Genomic DNA, 17691 nt, shown 5'->3' with positions numbered 1-17691 from the left:
AAACCAAGTGAATGGAAAAGAATCAGAGTACGCTGGATGATTTGGACTTTGCTATTTTGTCGTGTCTGCAAAAAGATGGGCGGATGTCATTCACCGAAATTGCCGAGCGGCTAACGGTTTCCGTGGGTACGGCCCGAACCCGCTTCAACCGCTTACTGGAGGAGGGGATCATCAGTATTGTGGGGCGGGTCGACCCGGATAAAGTTGGTTTTCGTGCCTATGCGCACATCGCAGTCTATGTTCGCCCGGCAACATTAAAAGAGCAAGTGGCGCAGGAGATTTCGGCTAAGCCGGAAGTGAGTTTTCTGGCCAGCACATCGGGCGATTATGATCTGGAAGTCGATGTCATGTGCCCCAGTAACAACCACCTGGTCGATTTTGTGAACCAAATTTCCACAATTGACGGTGTCTACCAGACCAAGACGACACTTTACTTTAAAGTCTATAAATATGCTCAGCCGGACCTAAATCTGCTGAAATAAAGCCCCGTTACTCGTTACTTCTTCGACCGGGCCATTTCCTCATAACTTAAGATTAGCCGCAAACGAAGCTTCATAGGCAAAAGTTAGAGCAACACATACTAGCTATACTTTTTCTATTGAATCACAGTCTGTTAAATTAATTAACCAACGTTATGAGAAAAGCATTCATCGCATCTGTAGTCCTTGTGGTGGGCATATTGGGGTATGCCTGTAAAGACGACGAAAACCCAACAACCACGACCACATTAAATCCGACCCAGTTTATAGCCACGCTTGGCAACACAGGGAGTTCGGCAACAACCTCAACAGGCACAGGCACATTCGCAGGTACGCTGAGCCAGGGCTCTGGTATCGCAACAGGGACGGGTACGGGAACGGGTACTAGTATTGGAACGGGGTCCAGTGTGTTAAGTTACACAGTAACGTATTCGGGCATCACGCCAACCGCAATCAGCCTCGATCCAACATCGACCTCAACGACTACGGGTTCTTCGAACTACAGCAACAGCATCTTATTGGCGGGTTCATTTTCGTCAACAACGACTGGTCCGGGAAGCGGCACTAGTACGACGCCTGGCAGCGGCACGTCAACAACACCCGGAAGCGGGACCACAACAACACCCGGCAGCGGGACCACGACAACACCCGGCAGCGGTACGTCAACGACTCCCGGCAGTGGAACAACCACCAACCCAGGAAGCGGTACGTCAACGACACCTGGAAGTGGCACAAGTACAACGCCAGGTAGTGGAACTGGCACGGGCACAGGAGCAGGAACAATAACGGCCTCGCCAATAACGGGCACGGTTACGTTGACACAAAGCCGCGCCGACAGCCTGTCAAGAGGTCTCTATCGTATTAATATCCGTACAGCCTCCTATCCAAATGGAGAAATCGGCGGTACAGTTCAAGTCCGTTAAGCGGAGCGTCTTACCTGACGTACAAAAGAAAACAGCTCTGCCTAAACGGGTAGAGCTGTTTTCTTTTGGTAATCCGGCTTCGGTAAACCCATTAGGATAAAACCATAACAATAAACATCAGAGCAGCCTTCAATGGGTAAGCGGCAATCAATCAGGTATAAGAACAAAAAAATATTAACGGAAATCAAGTGGTCGGTTAAGCCTCTTTGACCAACCAGAAGTAAAAGCGAAATCACCAAAAAATGGGCTTTATTAGCTTATATATAAGACTTTTACCGACAAACACCGAACTGTAACTTAATATGTGCTGTTACATATATATAACCGCTCCGGCAATCCGGTAATCCTCCACTTTTGTTTCGTCGTAGATAGCTTGTCTTGTACAAGTCAGTGCTTTTGCGTCTATATTTGGCTCGATTCGTGGTAAAAGGTAGCGGAGACAGTTTCAATCTAAATATCGATTATGTCGAAAAACTTAGTCATAGTGGAGTCGCCGGCGAAGGCGAAAACCATTGAAGGCTATCTTGGAAAAGACTTTACGGTGAAGTCCAGTTTCGGTCACGTCCGTGATCTGCCCAAAGATGGGCTGGCCGTCGATGTGACCAATGGCTTCAGACCGTCTTATGAAATTTCGCCCGATAAAAAGAAACTTGTTAGTGAATTAAAGACACTGGCCAAGTCGGCAGATGAAGTATGGCTGGCTACAGATGATGACCGCGAAGGCGAAGCCATTTCGTGGCACCTTAAAGAAGCGCTTGGGTTGCGCGACAATACAAAACGCATTGTGTTTCGTGAAATCACGAAGAACGCAATCCTCAACGCCATCAAGTCGCCCCGCACCATTGATGTCGATTTAGTGAATGCCCAGCAGGCCCGGCGTGTGCTGGATCGGCTGGTTGGTTATGAATTATCGCCCGTCCTTTGGCGCAAAATTAAAGGCGGCAGCACTGGTCTGTCGGCGGGTCGGGTGCAATCCGTTGCGTTGCGACTGGTTGTTGAGCGCGAACGGGAAATCGACAAACACTCGGCCAAATCCTCCTTTAAGGTCACGGCGCAGTTTATTGTCGATGGCAACAAAGTTCTGAATGCCGAGCTGGCTAAAAACTTTGCTACCGCCGGGGAAGCCCGCGGTTTTCTTGAAGCCTGCGTTGGGGCTACCTTCACCATTAAAAACCTGGAGACCCGTCCGGCTAAGAAAACACCGGCACCGCCGTTTACAACATCGACTCTCCAGCAGGAATCCTCCCGGAAGCTGAGCTATTCGGTGGATCGTACCATGCGGATTGCCCAGAACCTATACGAAGCCGGTAAAATTTCGTACATGCGTACCGACTCGACCAACCTCTCTCAGGAAGCCATCGAGAAAGCAGTAGCGGAAATTGGTTCGGAGTTTGGGGATAAATACATTCAGACACGGCAATTCAAGACCAAGAACGAATCGGCGCAGGAAGCCCACGAAGCCATCCGCCCAACAAACTTCAATGACCGCAATGCCGGTGGCGACCGGGATCAGAAGCGTTTGTATGAGCTGATCTGGAAACGCGCCATTGCCTCGCAAATGGCTGACGCTCAGCTCGAACGAACGACCGTAACGATTGGTATTCGCTTTGCAAATGGCCGGACAACGACTGTTCAGACAAACGTAGACGACAGCCCATTCGTTGACACGCCGAAAACCGAAAGCCGGAATCTCCCCAATGAACTGATTGCTCAGGGCGAAGTGATTAAATTCGATGGATTTCTTCGGGTGTATCTGGAATCGAAGGATGACGAGGACGATGAAGATGCCAAAGGCATGCTTCCTCCGCTCACCATCGGCCAAACGCTGAACCTGGGCCAGATGAAAGCGACGGAAAAATTTACCCGTCCGCAGCCACGTTATGCCGAAGCTTCGCTGGTGAAAAAACTCGAAGAAATGGGCATTGGCCGTCCGTCGACCTACGCGCCAACCATTTCTACGATCATCAACCGGGGGTACGTGACCAAACAGGATAAACCCGGCCTGGAACGCAAATACATTGAGTATACGCTTCAACGGGATCAAATCAGCGAAACGAGCGGCAAAGAGACCTATGGGTCCGAGAAAGCCAAGCTCTTTCCAACCAACACGGGCGTGGTTGTCAGCGATTTTCTGCTCGAATACTTTCCTGATATCGTCGATTATAAGTTTACAGCCACAGTCGAGAAAGACTTCGATGAGATTGCGGATGGCCGCATGAACTGGCAAACGATGTTGCAGGGCTTTTACGGCGATTTTCACAAGAACATCGAAGAAATCCAGGGTTCGTCGGGGGTGTCGTTCAAAACGGGTGAGCGGGTATTAGGAGCCGATCCGGCCAGCGGAAAACCCGTTTCAGCGCGACTGGGAAAATACGGTGCCTACGTTCAGATTGGCGAAGCCAGCGACGATGAAAAACCCCGTTACGCCAACCTGCGGGATGGGCAGTTGATCGAGACGATTTCGCTCGACGACGCGCTGAATCTATTCACGCTCCCCCGCGAAGTAGGCTTCTTCGAAGATAAGCCTATGATCATTGGTATCGGCAAGTTTGGTCCTTACGTGAAGCATGACGACAAATATGTGTCACTGACCCGTGACGACGATCCGTATACGATTAATGCTGACCGGGCTATTGAGCTCATCCAGCAAAAACGGGCAGAAGCTGTTAGCGAAGCGCTGGGCGAGTTTGAAGGCAAGATGGTGAGCACGGGCAAAGGTCGCTTTGGTCCGTATGTCAAGTTTGAGGATAAATACATATCGCTGCCCCGAAATGAATCCCTGGCCGGTCTGACGCTGGAGCGAGCCATCGAATTAATCCAGGCGAAGCGGGTTGTAGAAGCAAACAAATACATCAAAGAGTTTCCGGAAAATCCGGCCGTCAAGGTTGTCAATGGCCAATATGGGCCGTACCTGGCGGTTGGTAAGCGAAATGTCAAGATCCCTAAAGATGTTGACCCCGCCACCCTGACGCTGGAGGACTGCCTGAAACTGGCTGGCGATGATCCGGCCGCGGCCAAAGCACCCGCCAAAAAGGCCGCTGCATCGAAAGCACCCGCCAAAGCGAAAGCCACGGCAACAACGGCCAAGAAACCGGCTGCGACGGCCAAAAAGGTAACTACGAAAAAGTAAACATGAGAAACCCGAAGCGAGCCCGTTTCGGGTTTCTTTGTTTTTGCGCTATTTCCACGGTCCGTGTCCTCACGGGCCGCACGTCCAGTAGGCAAACTTTGGCTAGTACATGAACGGTCCGTGTCCCCACGGACCGTGGAAATGCCGTCTATTTCCTCTTTACCTGACGCTTATAGGAACAAGCTTGTAGCGAGATTCGCTGTCCCTAAAGAATGGCCGGATAATTCAATTAAAAACCTTCTACTTCCGGAAGGTTTTTTGCTTTTGGCCCCTTTCACCAAAATCATTGTTATTTTGCCAGCTAAACCAACGCATCGTTGCCGCCTTACTGCATGAAATACCTGTTTTTTTGTCTTTTCCTATCCAGCACCGTACTTGCCCAATCCGATAATCAATACAATTTAATTCCTTTTCCGGCCCGGTTTTCGGGTCAGAACGGACAGTTCAGCATCTCAGCCAGCACACGGGTGATCACTTCTCCGGCAACGGATGCCACGGTTCGGGCGGTGGCACAGACGTTCGTTAATCAGCTCAAAGCCGCCAACGACCTGTCTCTCGCTGTAGCGCCAACCAGTCCGGCGCTGGCCAAAGGAGCGCATATTTTTTTCGCACTGAATAAGAAGCTGAATCTGGGCGACGAAGGCTACAAACTGACCGTTACGCCCGGCAAAGTACTGGCCGAAGCCGCCACATCCAAAGGACTGTTTTATGCCGCCCAGACCATTCGACAATTACTGCCCGCCGGAAAATCAGCCACGGTAAGCCTGCCCGCCTGTGCCATTACCGACAAACCCCGCTTTGGCTATCGGGGCCTGATGCTCGATGTGGGTCGGCATTTTATGCCAGTACCCTTTGTCAAGAAGTTCATTGATCTGATGGCGCTGCACAAGCAAAATACTTTTCACTGGCACTTAACCGACGATCAGGGCTGGCGGATCGACATCAAAAAATACCCGAAACTCACCCAGATCGGTAGCAAACGAGCCGAGTCGATTGTGGGTCAGTACTACCAAAATTACCCCCAGCAATTTGATGGGAAGCCCGTCGGTGGGTTTTACACGCAGGAAGAAATCAAAGATGTAGTCCGTTACGCCCAAACCCGATTTGTGACCATCGTTCCCGAAATTGAAATGCCGGGGCATGCCCAGGCGGCCCTGGCGGCTTATCCGGAGCTGGGCTGCGATCCCGCCAAAGGCTATCAGGTTTACACCAAATGGGGCGTTTCGGAGGATGTGTACTGCCCGTCGGAAAAGACGTTTGGCTTCCTTCAGGATGTGTTGACCGAAGTCATCGCCCTCTTTCCCGGAAAGTACATTCACATTGGGGGCGACGAATGCCCGAAAACAGCCTGGAAAAATAGCGCGTTCTGTCAGGAGTTGATGAAGAAAAACAACTTAAAAGACGAAAATGAGCTGCAAAGTTATTTCATTCGACGCATTGAGAAGTTTCTCAACAGCAAAGGCCGTTCGATCATCGGCTGGGATGAGATTTTAGAAGGGGGACTAGCACCGAACGCGGCTGTGATGAGCTGGCGGGGAACCGAGGGCGGTATTGCCGCTGCCAAACAGAAACACGCCGTTATTATGACGCCCGGCGCAACCTGTTATCTCGATCAATATCAAGGCAATCCCGCCACCGAACCACTGGCCATTGGCGGCTACCTCCCACTCGATCAGGTATACGCTTATGAACCGATGCCGAACGAACTGGCAGCCGCCGACCAGAAATACATTCTGGGTGTACAGGGAAATATCTGGACGGAATACATGCCAACTCCTGAATCGGTAGAATATATGGCCTTTCCGCGGGCCATTGCTCTGGCTGAACTTGGCTGGATGCAACCGGGGCCGCACAACTTTGAGGATTTCGCCCAACGACTTAAGAATCACCTGCCCAAACTTACCGGCGTTAACTACGCGAAACGGTTGTTCGATATAACAGCCAGCACCCAGCCCAATGAGCAGGGACAGATTCAGGTGGTACTGAAGAAACTCGACACCGACAGTCAGATTTTCTACACGCTCAATGGCAAAGAGCCTAATGAGCGCAGCACCGAATACATCGGCCCCATTACCCTTACCAAAACGACAACGATCCGCGCTATGACCCGGACTGGAGGGGCGCCTACGGGTGGTCAGCTTACCCAGACGTTTACGCTGCACAAAGGCAAAAACAAACCGTACACTTATGCCCTTGCTCCTGACCAGAGCAGCGACCCTACATCGGCGAAGCTAACCGATGGCGTTCGGGGCGACACACCGCGCAGCCGTCGCGAATGGGTAAGTTTTTACGGCTCCGATATGGACCTGACACTGGACCTGGGCGATATAACCAGCGTAACGAAAGTGTCGCTCAACTTCCTGAAGATTATTCTGGAAAAGGGATTCCCGCCTACCGCTGTCGAAATCGCGCTATCGAAGGATGAGAGTGATTTTAAAGACGCTATCACTCAACCCGTTACGTACGACCTAAACGGTCCCTGGGCTATTTTACCCGTTGTAGCCGACTTCAAAACCGCACGCGCTCGTTACGTTCGAATTCGGGCCAAAAACGCGGGAGTTTGTCCGGCTGGGCATCCCAATGCAGGCGCGAAAACCTGGCTTGCGACCGACGAAGTGGTGGTGGAGTAAGGTAGACCTCTGATCCACGTTACTCCACCACCACAAAAAATCGTATCTTAGCTCTTATGAAAACACGAAAAAAAATCGTCGTTCTTTCCGGCGCAGGGATCAGTGCGGAGAGTGGCATTCCAACCTTTCGGGCGTCGGACGGCCTGTGGGAAAACCATCGTATTGAGGATGTGGCCACGCCCGAAGCCTGGAAACGAAATCCCGCGCTGGTGCAGGATTTCTATAACCAGCGACGCAAACAAGCCCTGAGCGTTCAACCGAATGCGGGTCATCTGGCCCTCGTCAAGCTGGAAGACAAATTCGACGTGACCGTCATTACGCAGAACGTCGATAACCTGCATGAAAAAGCGGGCTCTTCAAACGTGATTCATCTGCATGGCGAGCTATTCAAATCCCGCTCATCGGTTGATGAGTCGCTGATTTACGACATTGAGGGCTGGGAGATCAAAGCGGAAGACCGTTGCGAAAAAGGATCGCCGTTGAGGCCTCATATCGTGTGGTTTGGCGAAGCCGTTCCAATGATGGACATCGCGCTGGAGATTGCCGATCAGGCCGACATTTTCATTGTTGTCGGCACTTCCTTAAACGTTTACCCAGCCGCCGGACTGGTCTATGTCGTTCGGGATGGTGTACCCGTTTATGTGGTGGACCCTAATATTCCCGATATGCACAAGAAAGACAACGTTACCTTTATTGCCGAACCCGCCACAATAGGCCTGACGCAACTGGCCGAGAAACTGTTGGCCGAAGCAGACAAGGCTTAATCTGTCCGTTTTAAGGCATTTTCTGCGTTTCTTTTTAATAAGGAACCCTACACATTGGCGGCAACCGCCCGACCGGCGGTTCGGCCGGAGAAGAGGCATCCGCCCAGAAAGGTGCCTTCCAGCGCCCGGTAGCCATGCATGCCTCCTCCGCCAAAACCTGCCACCTCGCCCGCAGCATATAGACCCGGAATCGGTTGACCCGCGGCATTCAGGACCTGCCCGGAGAGGTTCGTTTGCACACCCCCTAAGCTCTTCCGCGTAATAATGTGCAGGCGGACAGCAATGAGCGGTCCCATGGCCGGGTCGAGGAGCTTGTGCGGTTTGGCCGTTCGAATCAGTTTGTCGCCCAGGTAGTGCCGGGCGGCCCGAATGGCGTTGATCTGCATATCCTTGCCAAAGGGATTATCGATTTGACGGTCGCGGGCCGTTATTTCACGTTCGAGGGAGGCCAGGTCAATCAGCGATTCGCCCGTCAGTTCATTCATGCCTTTGACCAGATCGGCCAGATTATCCCGAACGATAAAATCCTCGCCTTTGTCTTTGAAATCCTCGACCGGGCCGGGAGCGCCTTTTCCCCAGGCGCGCTTTAGTGTTTGTGGCCAGCTTTTTCCGGTCAAATCCGGATTCTGCTCCGAACCCGACAAGGCAAACTCGTGACGGATAATTTTTTGCGTTAACACAAACCAAGTGTAATCATACCCCGTTTGTCGAATATATTTTAACGTGCCTAAGGTGTCAAATCCAGGAAATAGCGGTACGGGTAACCGACTGCCGCGTGCGTCAAACCATAAAGAAGATGGCCCTGGCAAAATACGAATGCCATGCCTGGGCCAAATTGGATTCCAGTTTTTAATTCCTTCTGTGTAGTGCCACATCCGGTCCGAATTAATCAGGTTGCCCCCGGCCTGTCTGGTAATGGCCAGCATCCGGCCATCCACATGATCAGGAACACCGGAAAGCATGTGCTGAGGGGCCTTGCCCAACCGCTCGGGCCAGTTCTGCCGAACCAGATCGTGATTGCCCCCAATTCCACCCGATGTAACTATAACAGCCTGCGCCCGAAGGGTAAAATCACCAACGACAACACGGGAGCTTTTCTCTCCGCGCTTTACCTGGCTTGGCTCCAGCCTGTCTCCCTGTACGCCCTCAACGATGCCATTGGTCTGGATGAGTTCGTTTACGCGATGGCGGAATCGGAGTGTAATCAAGCCTTTCTGAACGGCCTCACGAACACGCCGTTCAAAGGGGGCGACAACGCCGGGGCCCGTTCCCCAGGTGACGTGAAAACGGGGTACCGAATTGCCGTGGCCAACGGCTCCGTAGCCACCACGTTCGGCCCAGCCAACAACGGGAAAGAATTTTATTCCCTGCTGGCGCAGCCAGTCACGCTTTTCGCCAGCGGCAAAGCCCACATACGCTTCGGCCCATTGGCGGGGCCAGAAATCGTCGGGTCGATCAAAGTTAGCCGAGCCCATCCAGTCTTCCAGGGCTAGCGCATAGGAATCGCGGATACGCAAACGCCGTTGTTCGGGGGAATCAACTAAAAAAAGCCCGCCAAATGACCAGAAAGCCTGGCCGCCCATGTTCTGTTCGGGTTCCTGATCGACAATGATCACCTTTCTTCCAGCATCAGCTAACTCAGCAGCGGCTACTAAACCAGCCAACCCGGCACCGACAATAATAACGTCTGCATCCATACATTTCTATACTCTATACGTTGACCTGCTTAAATAGCCTTAAGCTCAACAATATTTACAGAGAATGCAAAACACTTCGACGAAATGGTTGAAGCGTTTAAAATCGAGCTCCTTCCAACTGCCTTTGTCATTCCTCCTACTGCCGGAATGCTAAAAAGACCCTGGTCTTTAAAACGAGAGTTTAAACAGCTTTTTTACCGAATTAGTCCGCATGTCAATTGGCGGCTGGGCGAGTTGGCTGGTGCTGTGCCAGAACATCGGTGGGTACCACTAACGACTTTTTAAGTACGTACTGGGCCAATACCGGAAAGTGATCGGAGAAGGAAACGCCCGATAATGTCTGGCAGGTTTTGATGTGCCAGTCGGCGCTGAAAAACTGCTGGTCAATTCGCACGCAATACGGGTGTCGGTTCAGCGTAAAGCCAAGCCCCTGTCCGGCCTCCTCAAAGGCATTCCTGAAGTTCTGGCTGAGTTTTCCGTAAGAATAGCTAATGGGTGTTTCGTTGAAGTCGCCACAAATAATGACCGGATATCGGCTGCCCGCTACATAGGATTCAACCTCCTGAAGCTGTTCACTTCGGTGCTCGAACCCCTCTTTCATCCGCTGAAATGTGTCGAGTAATTCGAGGGAAAAGCGGCCCAAATGACCCGCTTTAAGCGCCTTCAATGCCTGTTCGGTTCGCACACCCATCGACCACAAATGCACATTAACGACCCGAATGGTATCGGCTCCGTACGCGATGTCGGCGCATAGGAAACCATTGATATTCGGGGCCTTCTCCCGGTTCCAGATTCGGCTGTACTGGTTCACAATCGGGTATTTGGAAAATAAGGCCAGTCCTATTTCCCGGTCTTCGTCAAAACAGGTCAACTTCAGAAGCTTATCGGTGTACTGACGCTCTAGCTGAGCGTTGGGCGAATACTCCTGAAAACAGGCAATATCCGCCTTTAGCAGCGAAGCATCGATCTTACTTCTACCCGTTACCGGGAACGTTTCGCTGTTGAAACTCAACACATTGAGGGTTTGTGCCTGGCTTAGATCACGATCTCCGTCTTGTATACCCACCAGCCTTTTAACGACCACAAACGAGAACAAGACCCAGATAATACCCGCTGTGGCAATCATTTTCTGCTGTTGACAAAACAGATAAATGCAGGCGGCCAACCCCAGGAGGATGGCTAGCGGTAAGCTCATCATGATGAAACCCGATAGCCAATGGTTGACAATTGGATAATAGCAGAATGCCATAGACACAAAGAGGTAGCTGAGTGCCGTGTAAGCCACCGGAAAACGCCGGTATCTACCGACGAACACCCGTCTTTCGCTATTCAGCGTTTCCAGCAGAGGCTGAAAGGTAACGGACAATTGATGGATGATTTTTTTATATGGTAACATTACGAGAACGTTGAGATCAATTACACGGACTACTGGGGCAGCCCAGGCTATTTTACAACGAAATGGGCATCGCCGATTCGGGAGCCTTCCGTGTATAATTCGACGGTATAGGTGCCGGGCCTGTAGGGAGCCTCCCTGCGGAAAAGAATATCGACCCGTTGGTCATCACCGTCAAACGGTACGGTCTGATGCGTGCTGTAGCCAAGCTCATGGCCGTCAAAAAGCATAACGCCACCAATGCCGCTTTCGCTAACAACAGCCCCGTTCGCATCCAGTATACGTACATAAACATCTTTGCTGGTGGCCGATGCTAACGGATTGGCGAGTAAAACAAAGTCTATTTTCAGGCGGTCAATGCGCGATGCTTTGTACGTGCCGCCCCGGCGCTCTTTTCCGTTATCAGCAACCGCCATCACCTCTACGTTGATGGCCTTCATGGCTGAAGCAAGCGTTACTTTGTTCGTTAAGTCGGCATTCTTCAGCGAATAATCAACGACCGCTTTGGCTAATGCGGCCCGTTCATACTTTAAGCCCGTATTTTCGCTCAGGATGCTTTCTTTTTCTTCTTCGAGCGCCCGTGTCTGGCTAAGCAGTGAGCCGTTTTCGGCCTTAAGCGCGTGGACATTCGCTTCGTTTTGCGCCAGGAAATTTTTGTAATCCCTGATTTTCAGGCTGTACTGCTGCATGGAGAAAGTCAGATCATACTTGAGCCGCTTCTTGTCGATTATCAGCTGCCGTTTGATTCGCTCCAGTTCGGTGACGCTACCGCCAAGCTGACGCACCTCGATGATCTTGGCGTCCAGCACGTTTGAGATGGAATCAAGCTTGATTTGTGTGGAGGCAAATTGCTCTACTTTGGCGGTCAGTAATTTCTGAACTTCCAGCGTCTCATTGCGAGACCCAAGGAATAAATAGGCCAGCAACGCCAGCACTCCCAGCAGGGCACCCATGGTTATGTTCAGCACACCCTGCTTTTCATTGGCTACGTCTGCTTCCATTATCCGGTTTGATGATTCATGACAAAGCAACGACATCGAACTTAAGCACGACTTAAGCTCACCTTAAATTTACCTTAAATTGCCGCGATACTGGGCAGTGTCAGCGTAAACGTAGTGCCTTCGGGCGTCGAACGCACGGCAATATCACCTTTATGGAGTTGGGTGACCTGTGCCACAACGGCTAGCCCCACGCCATGCCCTTTGCTCGATTGAGCGGTTGAGTCACTCCGAAAGAACGGCTGAAAGATATGGGGCAGATCAGCCTGGCGGATGGGTGTCCCTTCGTTAAAAACAGTAATGATTATTCTGCCTTGTTTGGATCGGAAGGTCACAACAGCCATTTTTGTCGGGGAGAATTTACAGGCGTTATCCATCAGATTCATGAGCAGTACCTGAAGGGCAGGCCGGTTTCCCTCGGTCATCAGGTCCTCTTCATTGTCCGGGAAATCGGCAAAATTGAGTTGAATCTGATAGCCTTCCTGCCATTTCTGCAACTGTGTTTTCGTCTCCCACAGCAGTTCATCCATTCGTACCGGTTCAACCAGCAGGCTACCTGCCTGAACCGATGTATTAGCCAGTTCCAGCAAGGCATTGGTCAACTGTGTCAATGAGCGGGTATCTTCCTGTAGCGATCGAAGCGTCCGCTCATAGACCTCCGGGCTCCGTTTCTGGATGAGGGCCACATCAATCTGAGAATTGATCTTGGTAAGCGGATTTTTCAATTCATGCGACACGTTGGCAATGAACATCTTCTGTGTGTTCAGGGCCTGCTCAATGCGGTCGAGTAGCTGGTTAAAGGTTGTGACCAGCCTCCCTATTTCATCTGATCGGTTGGGATGCTCTACCCGTTTCCCCACATTGGCCGGAAAGATGGCATTGACCTGCTGAATAATGCCGGACATCGGAGCAAGCGCCCGGCCGGCGAAAAGCCAGCCCGAAATACCCAGCAGCAGGATAGCCACCAGAATCATGACGATCAGGATCTTTTTCAGATCATCCAGTGCTTCTTTCCCCGCCTGGTCAATCCCGCTCACAATTACCCAGTTACCTCCGCTCCCTCCGGCCAGGTGGATGGCCACAACTTGGTACTCATTTTGGCGGGTGTACCAGGCCTGGGCGGTTGAATCCAGTTGCGGGATAAATTGCTCGTGAAACCGGGCATTGGCGGGGTTGGTGGAAAACAGCACCTGCTTCGTTTTTTCATTATACACCGAGATGTTCTCGTTCAGCAGGGGTTCTTTATCAGCCGCGTCAATCAGCCGTAAGACGGTACTGTCGGTCTGTCGTAAATCAAACAGGAGGGTCGTCGTAGTTATAGCCCGGTCCTGAAGCCGCTTATAGAAGCGTTTTTCAAGATAAAGTTTGCTGAAGAAGTAAACCCCGAGCGAGAAGAACAACAGAACCAGGGTTACAAGGAAGACAAATTGGTAGGTGAGCCGGGTACGGATGTTTATCATTACGACAATAACTTTACGACATATCCCATGCCAATCTGCGTATGAAGCAATTTGGGATCAAAGTCCTTGTCTATTTTCTTGCGAAGGAAATTTATATAGACCTCAATCACGTTGGTGCCTGTATCAAAGGTCAGATCCCATAGTTTTTCGGCCAGTTCCACTTTCGAGATCACCCGCCCCTGATGACGCAGGAAGTATTCGAGCAGTTGGAACTCTTTGGCTGTCAGCAAAATTTCTTTCCCCGCCCGCACCACTTGTTTCGTGTCTGGATTTAATTCTAGATCAGCAATTTTCAGCAGGTTCGCCGACTGCCCTACACTGTTGTTCCGTCGGGTCAGGGCCCTGACCCGCGCCATCAGTTCACGAAATTCAAATGGCTTAATCAGGTAATCGTCTGCTCCCGCATCCAAACCGACCACTTTATCTTCAGTAGTACCCAGGGCTGTGAGCATCAAAATTGGCGTCGTTATGTTGGCTTCCCGCAGCTTTTGGCAAAGCTCAAGGCCGTTCATACCGGGCAGAATGATATCGGTTATGATCAGGGCGTAGGACGACCGGGTAGCTAGTTGAAACCCCATCGTTCCGTCATAGGCTACATCAACATCCCACTGGTGTTCCTCAAGCCCTTGTTTAATACTTTGAACCGTTTTAACCTCATCTTCAATAATCAGAATTCTCATGGTACTCCATTTCTTCATTCGAATTTATAGAATAAATCCAATAGATGGGCTTTCTGGGCGATTTTAGGCTATAGCCGCTCGCTAATTGACCTATTTCTTACTAGTTTATTCGTACTGATTTGTCCACTTGAACAGATTTTGGCAAATTGCCGTTGTAGAAGTGAAAAAAGACACTATTTGTATTATGCAACCGACGCATTCTTCCCAAACACCGGTTTACACGCCTTATACCGTCATAGACAAATCGCGGCAGGGCATGCCACGTTCGGAAGCGGATCGCGTAGCTGGGCTAGCTGGCTTAACGGATATTGAAGTAGCCCGCATTTTGAATATGTCGATACGAAATCTGCACCGGCTCAAAGCCGATAATAAATTAGCCCGCGACGCATCGGAGCGCTTGTTGTTACTAACCAATCTGTTACGGCACGGCCTTGACGTATTCGACGGCGATGCTGAGACGCTGGCCGAGTGGCTCCGCTCTCCAATCAGGGAGCTAAACAGTCAATCTCCCTTATTTTTATTAGACACGACAACCGGTTTTGGCCTTGTCGATGATGTGCTGGGCCGCATCGAACATGGCATCGTTGGTTAGTTCTTACACAACCGGCCTATGCTGACTGTTTACCGCACCGTAAAAGCTAAATACACCCACGAACCGCTGGCTACTGAAGGCGCCCGGTTATTTGGTGGCCGCTGGAACCCAAAGGGTTACCCCTTGCTCTATACCACATCGTCGCCGGCTCTGGCCTTAGTTGAATCATTAGTCCATCAGCCTCGGGTTCCGTATGAAAAACTACCAAAACTGGTTTTATTTACCTTGTCGGTGCCCGATGATGCGATAACTGCTTTCTCACCAGACGAACTCCCTCCTTACTGGAATGATGAGCGTTACGAGCGCACCCAATGGATTCTCCGCGATTGGCTGACGAATTCAGCTACCTTGGTGGCAGCTGTCCCATCGGTAGTCGTGCCCATGTCGTCTAATTACCTGCTTCATCCGGCCCATCCCGACTTTGCGAAGGTGCAGATCATTAAGCAGGAGCCCTTCCCGATCGAGCATAGGCTTTGGCACGATCAGGATAGGCCTTCTGCCCTGTAGCCATCCCAAAATGAATCGGTCAAACCGACTTGCCGACTCTGTGGAATGCTTTAACTTGTGGGCATGAAACACATCCTCTTTGGGCTTGCGACTTGTCTGCTCAGTGTCAGCTATGGCCTGGCACAATCGACGACACCGACTAAATCAACCGCCTTACCCCGAATAGCCATTGCTGGACTCGGTATAGAATCCAGCACATTTTCTCCAGCCCTAACCCAAGAAGAAGCATTTCATGCCCGATATGGTCCTGAGGTGTTTAATGCCTATCCGTTCATGATGCCCGTTTCCCCTCTTCGGAAACAGGCCATCTGGCTCCCCGCCATCGTGGGCAAATCGCTGCCGGGCGGAGCCGTCACCCGGGAAGCCTATGAGTCGCTGGTTAACAAAACGCTGGATTCACTCAGGAAATACGGACCTTATGATGGGCTGTATTTTGATATACATGGCGCCATGAGTGTAGTCGGCCTGGACGATCCGGAGGGCGATTTCATTACCCGGATCAGACAGGTAATTGGTTATAAGACGCTCGTTTCCACCTCCATGGATTTACACGGCAATGTATCGTGGCGGTTGGCTCAGAACGCTGATTTGATTACCTGTTATCGCATGGCTCCTCACGAAGATGCCATGCAGACCAAGGAACGGGCAGTTGTAAACTTACTTGAACGCATCAAGAACGGGAAAGGTAAACCGGCCTATAAAGCCTGGATTCCGGTGCCGATTCTGTTGCCGGGCGAAAAAACAAGTACGCGAATCGAGCCGGGCAAGAGCCTGTATAGTCAGGTAGAACCCATAGCCGATCATGGCAATGGCATCATCGACGCGGCAATCTGGATTGGCTACGCCTGGGCGGATGAGCCTCGTAATCATGCCGTTGTGATGGTGACGGGCGATGATAAAGCCAAGGTAGCGCAGGCTGCCGAAAAACTAGCCCTTGCCTTCTGGACTGTCAGAAATCAGTTTGGCTTTGTGGCTCCTACCGGCACGCTCGAACAATGCCTAGCGAATGCGCTGGCCAGCAAAAAACACCCGTTTTTCATCAGTGATACGGGCGATAACCCGACTGCCGGTGGCGCCGGTGATGTCACCTGGACGCTTACCCAGATTCTGGCTCGCCCGGAATTTCAGCGCGAGGATGGCCCTTCCCTGATCTATGCTTCTATTCCAGACCCGGAACTGGTTAAAAAGGCCATTGCTGCGGGCGTTGGCGGATCGGTGGAGGGCGTGGCGGGTGCCCGCGTCGATGCTCGATTTGCCCCACCGGTCAAGCTGAAAGGAACTGTGGAGTCGATTGTTAACGGCGACAAAGATGCTGAAGTCGAAGTGGTGGTAAAGGTTGGAAGCGTACACGTCATTGTCACGCAAAAGCGTAAGCCGTATCACAAGGAAATTGATTTTACCCGGCTGAACCTTAATCCAAGAAAATCAGACATCGTTGTCGTGAAAATTGGGTATCTGGAACCCGAACTGTATGCCATGCAGGCCGACTGGATCATGGCCCTGACGCCCGGCGGAGTCAATCAGGATCTGGCCCGATTGCCTTACAAGCGCATCAAACGGCCCATGTTTCCGTTCGATACCGACATGAAACAGCCCAACCTCTCGGCTCAGTTTGTACCCCTGTCCGGGGAAACCAAATAATCGGCCAGATGTAAACCAATGGCTGGCTGGCGCGTTAAGAAAATAGGTAGGCTACATTTATTTTCTTAACGCGCTTATGCTGACATCCGGAATCAATTCGCAAACGAATGACATCCCGCCTGAACTCTCCCGGTTTCGAACGAATAAAACGATACCGGCGATTCTCGAGAAGAACGTCCTGACGGCCCTGTCGTTTTATCCGGAACTGACCGACACGTCTATCCATTTTGTCTTCAAGCAAGCGATAAAATCATCGGTCATGCAGGCGCAGCCTGTGTTCAGTAGTTTGCTCGCCAGCCGGAACAAGCGGGCCTATCGCATTAATATCAGTGCGCTGTTCAAGCTGACCCATACGGCCATTCCGATTCATCAACTTCCCGATGCCATTATGATTGGCTGGATTGGTCATGAACTGGGCCATATCATGGACTACGAAAGCCGGACGAACCTGGAAATGGTTGGGTTTGGGTTGGGTTATGTTTTTTCGGCGGCCTACGTAAAAAAGGTGGAACGCATTGCCGATCAGTACGCGGTTACGCACGGACTAGGCCAGTATTTAATTCACACAAAGCGGTTTATCCTCGATCATGCGGAACTTCCGCAGGCCTATAAAGATAAGATTGCCCGGCTCTACGTGTCGCCCGAAGAGATAACAGAACAGGTCAGAACGTTAGAAGAACAAAAGCTGGAAATGCAAAAAAGGGCTTTGTAAGACGTGTAAGGGTGCGTTTTAAAAATCGTACACAAACCGTCACGACTCAAAAATTCATGTCTCAAACGAACGCCCATTATTAGAC

At 51.2% G+C, this 17691-nt stretch carries 14 protein-coding genes; 9 read left to right on the top strand and 5 right to left on the bottom strand.

Annotation, left to right across the window (positions count from 1 at the left end):
- Positions 1 to 11 precede the first annotated feature (11 nt).
- From SD10_RS12025 to SD10_RS12005, 5 genes are all read left to right on the top strand, one after another.
- Positions 12 to 482, top strand: a complete 471-nt coding sequence (locus SD10_RS12025) for an Lrp/AsnC family transcriptional regulator (RefSeq protein WP_046574017.1) — start codon at positions 12 to 14, stop codon at positions 480 to 482.
- A 152-nt stretch (positions 483 to 634) separates the two neighbouring features.
- Complete coding sequence (locus tag SD10_RS30250; RefSeq protein WP_046574016.1) at positions 635 to 1402, top strand: hypothetical protein; 768 nt, start codon at positions 635 to 637, stop codon at positions 1400 to 1402.
- Positions 1403 to 1865: 463 nt separating this feature from the next.
- Positions 1866 to 4532: a type I DNA topoisomerase gene (gene topA, locus SD10_RS12015; protein ID WP_046574015.1), complete on the top strand. Its 2667-nt coding sequence runs from the start codon at positions 1866 to 1868 to the stop codon at positions 4530 to 4532.
- Between the two features lie 332 nt (positions 4533 to 4864).
- Entirely contained in the window at positions 4865 to 7162 is a 2298-nt protein-coding gene (locus SD10_RS12010; protein WP_046574014.1) for a glycoside hydrolase family 20 protein, read from the top strand.
- Positions 7163 to 7218: 56 nt separating this feature from the next.
- Complete coding sequence (locus tag SD10_RS12005; RefSeq protein ID WP_046574013.1) at positions 7219 to 7926, top strand: SIR2 family NAD-dependent protein deacylase; 708 nt, start codon at positions 7219 to 7221, stop codon at positions 7924 to 7926.
- Positions 7927 to 7973: 47 nt separating this feature from the next.
- Here the strand turns inward: SD10_RS12005 and SD10_RS12000 are convergent, their stop codons facing one another.
- The 5 genes from SD10_RS12000 to SD10_RS11980 form a co-directional block, all read right to left on the bottom strand.
- Positions 7974 to 9623 carry an FAD-binding dehydrogenase gene (locus SD10_RS12000; RefSeq protein WP_046574012.1) on the bottom strand — a complete coding sequence of 550 codons (1650 nt, stop codon included), beginning with the start codon at positions 9621 to 9623 and terminating at the stop codon, positions 7974 to 7976.
- Positions 9624 to 9837: 214 nt separating this feature from the next.
- Positions 9838 to 11019, bottom strand: coding sequence for an endonuclease/exonuclease/phosphatase family protein (locus SD10_RS11995; RefSeq protein ID WP_046574011.1), 1182 nt, complete (start codon positions 11017 to 11019; stop codon positions 9838 to 9840).
- A 47-nt stretch (positions 11020 to 11066) separates the two neighbouring features.
- Positions 11067 to 12017, bottom strand: a complete 951-nt coding sequence (locus SD10_RS11990; RefSeq protein WP_046574010.1) for a hypothetical protein — start codon at positions 12015 to 12017, stop codon at positions 11067 to 11069.
- Between the two features lie 74 nt (positions 12018 to 12091).
- Complete coding sequence (locus SD10_RS11985; RefSeq protein WP_046574009.1) at positions 12092 to 13474, bottom strand: sensor histidine kinase; 1383 nt, start codon at positions 13472 to 13474, stop codon at positions 12092 to 12094.
- Positions 13474 to 14154, bottom strand: coding sequence for a response regulator transcription factor (locus tag SD10_RS11980; protein ID WP_046574008.1), 681 nt, complete (start codon positions 14152 to 14154; stop codon positions 13474 to 13476). Before SD10_RS11980 ends, SD10_RS11985 begins: the two co-directional genes overlap by 1 nt.
- A gap of 184 nt (positions 14155 to 14338) precedes the next feature.
- Here SD10_RS11980 and parS point away from each other — a divergent pair, with 184 nt between their 5' ends.
- The 4 genes from parS (at position 14339) to SD10_RS11960 (ending at position 17606) form a co-directional block, all read left to right on the top strand.
- Positions 14339 to 14746, top strand: coding sequence for a type II RES/Xre toxin-antitoxin system antitoxin (gene parS / locus SD10_RS11975; protein WP_046574007.1), 408 nt, complete (start codon positions 14339 to 14341; stop codon positions 14744 to 14746).
- Positions 14747 to 14764: 18 nt separating this feature from the next.
- Positions 14765 to 15253: an RES family NAD+ phosphorylase gene (locus SD10_RS11970; RefSeq protein WP_046574006.1), complete on the top strand. Its 489-nt coding sequence runs from the start codon at positions 14765 to 14767 to the stop codon at positions 15251 to 15253.
- 63 nt (positions 15254 to 15316) lie between these two features.
- A complete protein-coding gene (locus SD10_RS11965) occupies positions 15317 to 16894 on the top strand; it encodes a M81 family metallopeptidase (protein WP_046579411.1) in 1578 nt (525 codons plus the stop codon).
- A 76-nt stretch (positions 16895 to 16970) separates the two neighbouring features.
- On the top strand, positions 16971 to 17606 hold the full coding sequence (locus SD10_RS11960; RefSeq protein WP_046574005.1) for a hypothetical protein: 636 nt from the start codon (positions 16971 to 16973) through the stop codon (positions 17604 to 17606).
- Positions 17607 to 17691 lie beyond the last annotated feature (85 nt).

It is taken from the genome of Spirosoma radiotolerans (genome assembly GCF_000974425.1).
GTDB classification, from domain to species: domain Bacteria; phylum Bacteroidota; class Bacteroidia; order Cytophagales; family Spirosomataceae; genus Spirosoma; species Spirosoma radiotolerans.
This window is presented reverse-complemented; position numbering and strand designations above follow the sequence as displayed.